This window comes from Pseudomonas sp. (assembly GCF_048269965.1).
In the GTDB taxonomy this organism is placed as follows: domain Bacteria; phylum Pseudomonadota; class Gammaproteobacteria; order Pseudomonadales; family Pseudomonadaceae; genus Aquipseudomonas.
On the sequence record NZ_JBLWTV010000016.1, the window covers coordinates 17,168 to 26,376 of the forward strand.

The 9,209-nt window shown below is 64.7% G+C and carries 10 protein-coding genes, 1 tRNA gene and 1 pseudogene; 5 read left to right on the forward strand and 7 right to left on the reverse strand.

The genetic code is table 11. From position 1 onward, the window contains the following. Positions 1-108: 108 nt before the first annotated feature. Both ACN0X6_RS17645 and ACN0X6_RS17650 read left to right on the forward strand, forming a co-directional pair. A complete protein-coding gene (locus tag ACN0X6_RS17645) occupies positions 109-516 on the forward strand; it encodes an NUDIX hydrolase (RefSeq protein ID WP_417705914.1) in 408 nt (135 codons plus the stop codon). A gap of 143 nt (positions 517-659) precedes the next feature. Continuing rightward, entirely contained in the window at positions 660-989 is a 330-nt protein-coding gene (locus ACN0X6_RS17650) for a DUF2025 family protein (protein WP_196477062.1), read from the forward strand. A 174-nt stretch (positions 990-1,163) separates the two neighbouring features. Here ACN0X6_RS17650 and ACN0X6_RS17655 read toward each other — a convergent pair whose 3' ends face one another. The 3 genes and pseudogenes from ACN0X6_RS17655 to ACN0X6_RS17665 form a co-directional block, all read right to left on the reverse strand. Then, positions 1,164-2,066: an FHA domain-containing protein gene (locus ACN0X6_RS17655; protein ID WP_417705916.1), complete on the reverse strand. Its 903-nt coding sequence runs from the start codon at positions 2,064-2,066 to the stop codon at positions 1,164-1,166. 15 nt (positions 2,067-2,081) lie between these two features. Then, positions 2,082-3,561 (reverse strand): annotated as a pseudogene (locus ACN0X6_RS17660) (protein kinase domain-containing protein). A gap of 16 nt (positions 3,562-3,577) precedes the next feature. Next, a complete protein-coding gene (locus tag ACN0X6_RS17665; RefSeq protein ID WP_417705918.1) occupies positions 3,578-4,366 on the reverse strand; it encodes a PP2C family protein-serine/threonine phosphatase in 789 nt (262 codons plus the stop codon). Between the two features lie 130 nt (positions 4,367-4,496). Between ACN0X6_RS17665 and ACN0X6_RS17670 the strand changes: the two genes are divergently transcribed. Continuing rightward, the gene (locus tag ACN0X6_RS17670; RefSeq protein WP_417706077.1) at positions 4,497-4,907 is read left to right on the forward strand and encodes a GNAT family N-acetyltransferase; all 411 of its coding nucleotides are present in this window, start codon (positions 4,497-4,499) and stop codon (positions 4,905-4,907) included. Between the two features lie 108 nt (positions 4,908-5,015). Then, a complete protein-coding gene (locus ACN0X6_RS17675) occupies positions 5,016-6,062 on the forward strand; it encodes a GGDEF domain-containing protein (protein ID WP_417705920.1) in 1,047 nt (348 codons plus the stop codon). Positions 6,063-6,066: 4 nt separating this feature from the next. Here the strand turns inward: ACN0X6_RS17675 and ACN0X6_RS17680 are convergent, their stop codons facing one another. From ACN0X6_RS17680 to ACN0X6_RS17690, 3 genes are all read right to left on the reverse strand, one after another. Then, positions 6,067-6,393 (reverse strand): hypothetical protein, encoded by a 327-nt coding sequence (locus tag ACN0X6_RS17680; RefSeq protein ID WP_417705922.1) that lies wholly within the window; start codon positions 6,391-6,393, stop codon positions 6,067-6,069. Positions 6,394-6,534: 141 nt separating this feature from the next. After that, a tRNA-Thr gene (locus ACN0X6_RS17685) sits at positions 6,535-6,610 on the reverse strand. Between the two features lie 55 nt (positions 6,611-6,665). Then, complete coding sequence (locus ACN0X6_RS17690) at positions 6,666-7,508, reverse strand: S1 RNA-binding domain-containing protein (RefSeq protein ID WP_003462310.1); 843 nt, start codon at positions 7,506-7,508, stop codon at positions 6,666-6,668. A 240-nt stretch (positions 7,509-7,748) separates the two neighbouring features. On the opposite strand from ACN0X6_RS17690, the gene ACN0X6_RS17695 reads away from it, so the two are divergent. Next, the gene (locus ACN0X6_RS17695) at positions 7,749-7,940 is read left to right on the forward strand and encodes a hypothetical protein (RefSeq protein ID WP_003462311.1); all 192 of its coding nucleotides are present in this window, start codon (positions 7,749-7,751) and stop codon (positions 7,938-7,940) included. Positions 7,941-7,983: 43 nt separating this feature from the next. Here ACN0X6_RS17695 and ACN0X6_RS17700 read toward each other — a convergent pair whose 3' ends face one another. Beyond that, positions 7,984-9,129 carry a PQQ-dependent sugar dehydrogenase gene (locus tag ACN0X6_RS17700; protein WP_417705925.1) on the reverse strand — a complete coding sequence of 382 codons (1,146 nt, stop codon included), beginning with the start codon at positions 9,127-9,129 and terminating at the stop codon, positions 7,984-7,986. Between the last annotated feature and the right edge of the window lie 80 nt (positions 9,130-9,209).

The window sequence follows — 9,209 nt, forward strand, 5'->3', positions numbered from 1 at the left end:
CGCGAAATTCGCGGCACAATCGCGAATAAATTCGCTCCTACACCAGCCGAGCCATCCGCGGCATCGTCGATAAATTTTTGCAGCCAGGCATGCAACGGCCACACCCCCATGACAACCACCCTGCATATCGCCGCCGCCTGCCTGTTCGACGCACGAGGTCGCCTGCTGCTCGTGCGCAAGCGCAACACCCGATTCTTCATGCTGCCAGGTGGCAAGCGTGAGGCGGGCGAAGACGCGCTGTCGGCGCTCGAGCGTGAGCTGTTCGAAGAGCTGGAGCTGCACCTGCAGGCCGGCGCACTGCGACCGCTCGGCCAGTTCCAGGCGCCCGCCGCCAACGAGGCCGACACCTGGGTGCAGGCAGACATCTATCGCGCCGCCCTGCCCCACGCGGTGCAGCCGGCCGCCGAGCTGGAAGAGCTGCGCTGGCTCGATACCACCTTACCCCTGCCCGATGACCTGGCACCGCTGCTGCGTGATCAGGTGCTGCCGGCCCTGCAACGCCAGCCATCGCTGTAGGGCCGTCGCCAGCGACATCAAAAACCGCTCCCGGCCGTTTCTTGATCCACGACAACGCGGGTGACAATGCCAGCGATTAGGCTGCGCCGATAACCAGAACCATTCGTTTTGCGTGCAAACCCCACAGGACTCCGAGGTTTGCCATGAGTATCAGCTCCGCCCATATCTGCCAGGCCGCCGACCAGTTGCAGGGCTTCGTCGGCTTCAATGCCAAGACCGGCCAGTACCTGCTGCGTTTTTCCGAAGACAGCTTCGGCCTCGACGTGCCGGCCGAAACCATCACCCCAACCTGCGAGTACGTGTGGAGCAGCGCCGAAGGCGAACTGATGCGCCTGGATCGCCAGCGCCTGGCCTGGCTGCAGGAACAGCGCATCGATGACCGGGTCAACCTCAGCGAACCGCTGCGCATTTACCTGCGCCGCAGCGACCTGCCGGAAATCCACGCCGAGCGGCGGCGCCTGACACCGGCTTGAGACGTGGCGTGTCTCGGTGGCTTCGGTGCGCACCAACCCACCGGGATCACAACGGCGGGGTGCCCCCGCCCTACGACACGATCGCGACCCCGTAGGGCGGGTGCAACCCGCCATGCCGGTTCTGTCGGGCGACGCGCGCCTCAGTCTGGACGCTAAATGGCTGGTGCGCCCGGCTCAGCCCAATAGCCGCACCGCGACAGCGCCAAGGCCCACGCCGATCAGCAGCAATACGATGCCACCCAGCCACAGCTTGCCCGCACTGGTCGCAGGCGCCACGACAACGGGCGCGGGTTTGGCCTGAGCTGCTCGCAGTGGATTGGCCGCCGCTGGCGCAGCCCTGGCACTGGCGCGCGCCGCCTGCGGTACCGGGGCGATCTGCGTGGCGCCGCCAGCCGCCTTGGCAGCCAACGCAGGCGGCAGGTCCGCCACACGCATGAACTGAGTGGCATCCTCGTCGGGCGCATCACTCACGTTCACCTTCGGCCCGATCACCAGCAGCGTCACCGTGCCCATCTTCAACTGATCGCCCGGTTGCAGCACGGCGGTCCTGACCTTCTGCTGGTTGACCAGCACGCCGTTGGCCGAGGCGAGGTCCTTGACCTCCAGCACGTCGTCCTTGAGAAAGAACTCGCAATGCCGGCGCGACAGTTCCAGATCGCTGAAGCACAGCTCGCACTTGCTCGAACGGCCGAAGGTCATCGAGCCGTGAACATGAAACTTGCGTCCCTGGTGCTCACCCTGGATCACCTGGAGAAACCAGCGCGGCGCAGCGGCCTCGGGCCTGGCCGCGCTTTTCGCCGGGTCGACCAGCTGCAGTTCGACGGCGCCCAGGCGCAGGCGATCGCCATCGCGCAGCTGAAACCGGGTACCGACGCGCTGGTCGTTGACCCAGGTGGCGCCCTGCCCGGCATCGCTGAGGTAGTAGTAGCCGTGATCCTGACGGATCTCGGCGTGGAAGCTGGCGATGCCGGCATCGCCGAGCACCAGTTGGTTACGGCTGTCCTGGCCGATGGTCAGGCGCTCGTCGGTCAGCCAGACCGGCGCTTGGCGGTTATCCAGGAACTGCAGTCTGAGCATCGTGGTCGCCTCGGATCAGTCGAATAGGTTGTTCAGCAGACGCTTGATCGGGTTCTGCTGGGCCGGCTGCGCGCCGCGTGGACGGTTCGCCGCCTGGCGCACGCGCTGCTCGTGGCTGTCATAGAGGGCCAGCAGCCGTTCGTTGTCGGGCTCTGCCTCGAGGCCCTGCTTGATCTGTTCCAGCGCCAGGTTGTATTCACGCCGCGCATAGGCCGCCTCGCTCTGTTCGATGAAGCGCTGCGCCACGCGATTGATGCCAGCCAGGGCCAGCAGGTTGTCAGGCTCCCAGCCGAGCACCTGGCGAAAGTAATGCACCGCACTGTCGTCCTCGGGCAGGATCAGCAAGCCCTCGCCCAGGCGTTGCTCGGCCAGCTCGAGATACTGCTGGATGCGTGCCTGCAGCACGCGCTGCAGGCCGTCGCTGGCCTGCTGGTTGTCTGCGTCCAGGGCCAGCGTCTGGCGAAAATAGTAGTCGGCGTTGTCCTGCGCCGGGGGTCAGCAGACGCCCCTCGCTCAGGCGCGTTTCAGCCAGCGCGAGCAGCCCGGCGATGCGCTGCTGCAGTTGCCAGTAGTAGCCGCCCGCGCTGCCCATGCCGAGCAACAACAGACCGAGCACGGCCCAGGGCAGCCAGCGCCGCCGGGATCGACGAGGCGGCAGGCTGACGGCCGGGCTCAGGCGGGTCTGGTCCTGCTCGGCATCCTGCAGCTGATCGAGGCTGGCCAGCAGTACGTGGCAGTCGGCGAAACGATCTTCCGGGTCCTTGGCCAGCATGCGGTCGAGCAGCCACTGCAACTCACCCAGCGGTTCCGGTAGCGGCGGCGCCTCCAGCTGCAACTGGTTCATCAGGGTCTGGGTGTAGTTGCCGCCGCGAAAGGGGTTATGCCCGCTGAGCATCTCCAGCAGGATCACGCCGAGGCTGTAGATGTCGCTGCGTGCGTCCAGCGCCTGACACTGCGCCTGCTCGGGGCTGCTGTAGGCCGGGCTGCCGACGGCGATACCGGACTGGGTCAGCTCGCTGTCGAGCTGCAGCTCCTTGGCCACGCCAAAATCGCTGAGCACGGCGGTGCCATCGTCGCGAAACAGGATGTTGCCGGGCTTGATGTCGCGGTGCACCAGGCCCTTGTCGTGTACCAGCGCCAGGGCGCTGGCGATCTGCCGGACGATGCGCAGCGCACGCGCCGGCTCCAGGCGCTGGCCCTTGTACTGGGCCAGATCACCGCCAGCCAGGTATTCCATGGCGAGAAAGTGGCGGCCGTCATCCAGTTGGTCGATGCGGTAGATGGTGATGATCGAAGGATGCTGCAGGGAGGCGACGGTATGGCCTTCCTTGATGAAGCGCTGGGTGAAGGCGGCGTCCTCACGATGCAGCAGCACCTTGAGCGCCACCTGGCGCTGCAACGCCTGCTCGGTAGCCAGATAGACCTCGGCCATGCCGCCTTTGCCCAGGCGGTGGTGAATGCTGTAACCGGGTACGCTGATGGAAGGCTGGCTCATGCGGCTCGACTGGCACTCAGGGTTGAAGGGACTTGAACAGCTTGCGCAGCAGCCCGGGGGGCGGTGCTTCGCGCGGTTCGGCAGCCGGGCCGAGGCCCAGGACGATGCAGCTGATATTGTCTCTGCCGCCATGGCTATTAGCCAGCCCCACCAGTTGCTCGACCATCGTCTCCAGCGTGGCCGCTTCGGCGCAACAGCGCTGGATAACGGCGTCGTCCAGCTCGCTGGTCAGCCCGTCGCTGCACAGCAGCAGCAGTTCGTCCGACGCCAGCCGGGCGCGCAGCAAACCGACATCAGGCACCTGCCCGACCTGTCCCAGGCACTGCAGAATCACGTTGCGACGCGGGTGCTCACGCGCCTCCTCGGCGCTCATCTGGCCGGCGTCGACCATGGCCTGGACCCAGCTGTGGTCGTGACTGAGTTGCTCGATATGTTCGCTGCCGATGCGATAGGCGCGGCTGTCGCCGACCCAGGCCAGCTCGAACTCATCCCCGTCCAGGCGCACGGCAACCAGGGTGCTGCCCATGCCGGCCTCGTCCGCAGCCGGTTGCGCCGCCGCTGCGATTGCCCGATGGGCGGCATGCACCGCTGCCGGCAACGGCGCGCCCTGTTGCACGGCGCCGACCAGTTCCTCCAGCGCCAGGGCACTGGCCACCTCGCCACGCTCGTGCCCGCCCATGCCATCGGCCAGCGCCCACAGCCGCAGATCGGGACGGCAGACCAGGGCATCCTCGTTGTGCGTGCGTACCTGGCCGGCAACGCTCTGCGCAGCGAACACCACGGATACGGGGAAAGGCTGAGACACGCGGCGAATCCTCGAGCAAAATGCGATTGTCCATGATGCGGCGACGCGAACGGGCTGTCACCGCCCGCCAGGTCGTAAATGCGTAACCGTTAACCAAAATGCCATGGCCAAACAAGCCGCCACTGAATCCATGATCACACCGCACTTTCGCCATCTGCCCCTGCAGTTGCGCCCTCTGGTCGACAAGTTCTACCGCGATCACCGCTCGCCGATGCGCAGCCAGGCAGGGGACGAACTGTGGGTGGCGCAAAGCTCCAGCGAGATCGTTGCCGCCCTCGGCCTGCGCCCACTGGCGGGCGGGCACTGGCTGACCGGCCTGTTCGTCGCCCCTGCACGGCGACGTCAAGGCGTGGCGGCGGCGCTGCTCGATCACAGCCTGGCGCTGCATCCCGAACCCGTCTGGCTGTTCTGCCATCCCGAGCTGCGCAGCTTCTATCGGCGCCTGGGCTTCGAGGACTGTCAAAGCCTGCCGGCCGCGCTGGCCGAACGGCTGACCCGCTATCAGCGCACCAAATCGCTCATCTCGCTGCGCATCCACTGAACAGCCTGTCGCCCTGGGCAAAAATACTGGCACTTTGCTCAGGAATGCCCCTTGCCATACGCGGTCAAAGCTCTGCATGCTTGCCCCATAACAACGAAAAGAAACGCTATGGCTACCCAGACCGCTCGTTTGCTGAAGCGCCTGCGCAACGATTTCCAGCTGTCGATCATCACCCTGATGGGTCTGTTCGGTGTCATCGGCATCTCGCCCTATGCCGTCTACCGCCTGCTAAATGGCAACTATCTGGTCGGCATTGCCGACACCATCATCGTTCTGTCCACGCTGTTCGCCGTGCTCTATGCCTGGGTCACCCGCGACACGGTCAAACCCGGTATCTACCTGGCGGCCGTGTTCTCTGTCGGCGCCACGCTGATCGCCATCAACCTGGGGGTCAACGGCCTGTTCTGGATCTACCCGCTGATCCTCTTCAACTTCTTCATGGTCACCCCCGGCAAGGCCCTGCTGGCCACTGCGCTGGTGCTGGTCAGCCTGGTCAGCCATGCCCTGCTGGTACCCGGCAGCGTGTTCGAAAGCCACTACCAGATGGTGTCGTTCCTGGTCACCTGCATGATGGCCAGCGTGCTCAGCTTCATCTTCGCCTTCCGCACCCGCAACCAACGCGACCAGTTGCAACTGCTGGCCATTCATGACCCGCTGACCGGCGCACGCAACCGCCGGGCGATGAACGAAGAACTGAAGATCGCCATGGCCAGCCATCGCCGCCACAGCGACAGCTACGGCCTGCTGGTAATGGATCTGGATCACTTCAAGCAGATCAACGACCGCTTCGGCCATCACGTTGGCGACCAGGTGCTGGTGGCCTTCGTCGAGCTGATCAAGCGCTGTTCACGCAAGGAAGATCGCTTGTTCCGCTTTGGTGGCGAGGAGTTTCTCCTGTTGCTGCCCAATACCGAGCTGGCGGGCCTGCAGGCCGCGGCGCAGAATCTGCTCAGCTGGGTCGCGCAGGAGCTGAAAAGCCCGGGCGGCGCGGTGACCGTCTCCATCGGCGGCGCCATTCTGCACAGTGGCGAGCATTGGGAAAGCTGGCTGCAGCGCGCCGATGAGTGCCTGTATCGCGCCAAGAGCGAGGGGCGCAATCGCGCGGTGATCGCCGATGCCCCGAGCAGCCCGAACAAGACTGCCACCAGCCACTGAGGCGTCAGCGGCTGCGCTGCTGCTGATAACTGCCACTGCCCGGCTGGCGCTCGATGATCAGCCCGCCCGGATATTCGATGCTCTGCCGAATGCCACCACGGCTTTCGCTGGAATGGCTGCCATAGCTGCTTTCCTGACGCACGCTGCCCTGCGGCAGACGCTGCCCACCGTAGAGATTGTGCTGCTGATAACTCGACGAACCCGAGACGCTGCCACTGGCGCCGGGGCTGACGTAGCTCTTGGGAATGACGCGAATGGTCTGCGGCTGATCGGCGAACGCAGCGCCGGCGAACGACGCAGCCAGAATCAGTACAAGCGAACGAATGAACATGAGCACCTCCCCTGCGAGTCAGGGCCAGACGTCACGCGCCTGAGCCGAAAACCATCATCACACCGGGTTGGACAACAGCGCGAGGGAATTTTCAGCGCTGATACGACAAAGGGTCAGCCGAAGCTGACCCTTTGCTGGACATGGTGCCGGAGATAGGAATCGAACCTACGACCTTCGCGTTACGAGTGCGCTGCTCTACCGACTGAGCTACACCGGCGGGAAAACGACGGCATTATGCGAGTTGCCACGCTCGCGCTCAAGTCGCTGTGAGGTCAGCTGTCGAGCAGTTCGATGCGGTCGTCGTGGATGCGAATCAACCCCTGCTTGTAGAGGCCGCCAATGGCCTTCTTGAAGTTGCCCTTGCTGACCCGGAAGTGCTCGGAGATCAGTTCCGGCGGGCTCTTGTCACCCAGCGCCAGCACACCGCCCTGCGCGCGCAGTCGTTCGATGATCTGCTCGGCCAGGCCACTGGCGGCTTCGTGACCGATGGGCTGCAGGCTCAGGCTGATCTTGCCATCGGCGCGCAGCTCCTTGATGTAGCCCTTCTCGCGCATGCCGCTGCGGATGAACTTGAACAGCTCGTTCTTGTGGATCAGGCCCCAATGCTTGCCGTCGATGATGGCCTTGAAACCGAGATCGGTACGCTCGACTACCAGCAGGTCGACTTCCTGGCCGACCTGGTAATTGGCCGGCACCTTGTCCAGGTGGCGGTCCAGGCGTGCAGTGGCGGTAAGGCGGCGGGTGCGCTTGTCCAGGTAGAGGTAGATCACGCAGTAGTCGCCGATCTGCAGCGGACGCTTCTCTTCGGAATGCGGCAGCAGCAGGTCCTTGGGCAGGCCCCAGTCGAAGAACAGGCCGACGCGGTTGATATCCACCACCTTGAGGCTGGCGAACTCGCCGAGCTGGATCTTCGGTTTCAGGGTGGTGGCGATCAGCTTGTCTTCGCTATCGAGGTAGAGGAACACGTTGAGCCAGTCATCGACTTCGCTCGGTGTATCCTTGGGGATGTAGCGCTTGGGCAGGAGGATTTCACCATCCGCACCACCGTCCAGGTACAGACCGAAGTCGGTGTGCTTGACCACCTGCAAAGAATTCATCCGCCCAATCAAGGCCATCGCGTTTCACCTCACCAAAACAGCCGGCCATTCTACCCGAGTTGACGCGCGACCGGGCTGGCCGCGTGGCAAAACGACGGCCGGTCGATTGGTGGCATAAGTGCCTGGGAAACAAGCCATAAGTTGCTGCGAAAAGTGGGTGAGAGGCAGCGTTACGCTATTCATCACGGCGATTAACCAAGCAGAAAGGGGCTGCTTCAGGCATAATGGCCGGCCGCCCATCTGAAAGAGATCAAGGTCATGGCCACCCTGCGCGTGAAGTCCTCCTCCAGCAAAGTCAGCAAACCCGCCCCTGCCGTGGAAACCCGCGAGTCCATCGAGGCGCAGATTGCTGCCTTCCTGCAGGGCGGTGGCGAGATCCAGCAGATCGCCAAGGGCGTCAGCGGCCAGACTTACGGCGGCACGCGCCAGATCACCATCAGCAAGAAGTGATCGCCTCGGGTGCGCATCGCGCACCCAGCCCCCCCCCTCATAACTACTCGCTCGCCAGCCCCAGGCGCAGCAACTGCCCTTTCGGCGCATCCGTCAGCACATAGACATAGCCGTCCGGCCCTTGCCGTACGTCGCGTACCCGTGCGTTCAGTGACTCCAGCAAACGTTCCTCATGCACGATCGTGTCGCCATCGAGCTGCAGGCGAATCAGCGCCTGGCCGGACAGCGCGCCGATGAACAGGTTGTGCTGCCAGGCCGGGAAACGCTCGGCATCGTAGAAGGCCATGCCGCTGATCGCCGGTGATTTTTCCCAGACGTGATGCGGCGGCTCGGTGCCTTCCAGCGTTTCGCCCTTGGCCTCGGGAATCGCCAGCATCGAATAGTTCACCCCGTGCGTCGCCAGCGGCCAGCCATAGTTCTTGCCCGCTTCAGGAACGTTGATTTCGTCGCCACCACGCGGGCCATGCTCGTGGGTCCACAGGCGGCCACTCCAGGGATTGAGCGCCGCGCCCTGCTGGTTGCGGTGACCGTAGGACCAGATTTCCTCACGCGCGCCGTCACGGCTGACGAAGGGGTTGTCCTCGGGGATGCGCCCGTCCGGGAAGATGCGCACCAGCTTGCCCTGCAGCTTGTCGAGGTCCTGCGCGGTGGGGCGATTGTTGTTGTCGCCCAGGGCGATGAACAGATGGCCATCGCGGTCGAACACCAGCCGCGAGCCAAAGTGCGTGCCGCTGGACAGCTTCGGTTGCTGGCGGAAGATCACCTCGAAGCCTTCCAACGCCGTGGCATCGGCCGACAGCTTGCCACGCCCTACAGCCGTACCCGCAGCGCCGTCGCCTTGCTCGGCATAGGACAGATAGACCAGGCGGTCTTCGGCGAAATCAGGCGACAGCACCACGTCGAGCAAGCCGCCCTGGCCGACGGCGAAGACCCTGGGCACACCGCGCAGCGGCGGCGAAACCTCGCCCTCGGCACTTACCCGGCGCAAGGCTCCTGGCCGCTCGCTGACCAGGAAACCCTGGCCATCCGGCAGGAAGGCGACGGCCCAGGGATTGGCCAGACCTTCGGCGACGGTGTGAACGTTCAGCGGCCCCAGCTCGGAGCTCAGTTGCCGGTCTTCGGCGAAGCTGTGCTGGTAGCCGAACAGGGCGAGCAGACCGAGGGCGGCGAGGGGTTTCAGGCGCGGCATCGTGGCGTCTCCAGGCGTCAGACAGGCGGCCATAGTGCAACAGCCCCTGAGCCGTGGCAGCCCCGCAAAAGTTTCCTCAG

Coding starts and splice junctions, on each gene's coding strand:
- ACN0X6_RS17645 (WP_417705914.1), top strand. CDS start 109: ATGACAACCACCCTGCATATCGCCGCCGCCTGCCTGTTCGACGCACGA.
- ACN0X6_RS17650 (WP_196477062.1), top strand. CDS start 660: ATGAGTATCAGCTCCGCCCATATCTGCCAGGCCGCCGACCAGTTGCAG.
- ACN0X6_RS17655 (WP_417705916.1), bottom strand. CDS start 2,066: ATGCTCAGACTGCAGTTCCTGGATAACCGCCAAGCGCCGGTCTGGCTG.
- ACN0X6_RS17670 (WP_417706077.1), top strand. CDS start 4,497: ATGATCACACCGCACTTTCGCCATCTGCCCCTGCAGTTGCGCCCTCTG.
- ACN0X6_RS17675 (WP_417705920.1), top strand. CDS start 5,016: ATGGCTACCCAGACCGCTCGTTTGCTGAAGCGCCTGCGCAACGATTTC.
- ACN0X6_RS17680 (WP_417705922.1), bottom strand. CDS start 6,393: ATGTTCATTCGTTCGCTTGTACTGATTCTGGCTGCGTCGTTCGCCGGC.
- ACN0X6_RS17690 (WP_003462310.1), bottom strand. CDS start 7,508: ATGGCCTTGATTGGGCGGATGAATTCTTTGCAGGTGGTCAAGCACACC.
- ACN0X6_RS17695 (WP_003462311.1), top strand. CDS start 7,749: ATGGCCACCCTGCGCGTGAAGTCCTCCTCCAGCAAAGTCAGCAAACCC.
- ACN0X6_RS17700 (WP_417705925.1), bottom strand. CDS start 9,129: ATGCCGCGCCTGAAACCCCTCGCCGCCCTCGGTCTGCTCGCCCTGTTC.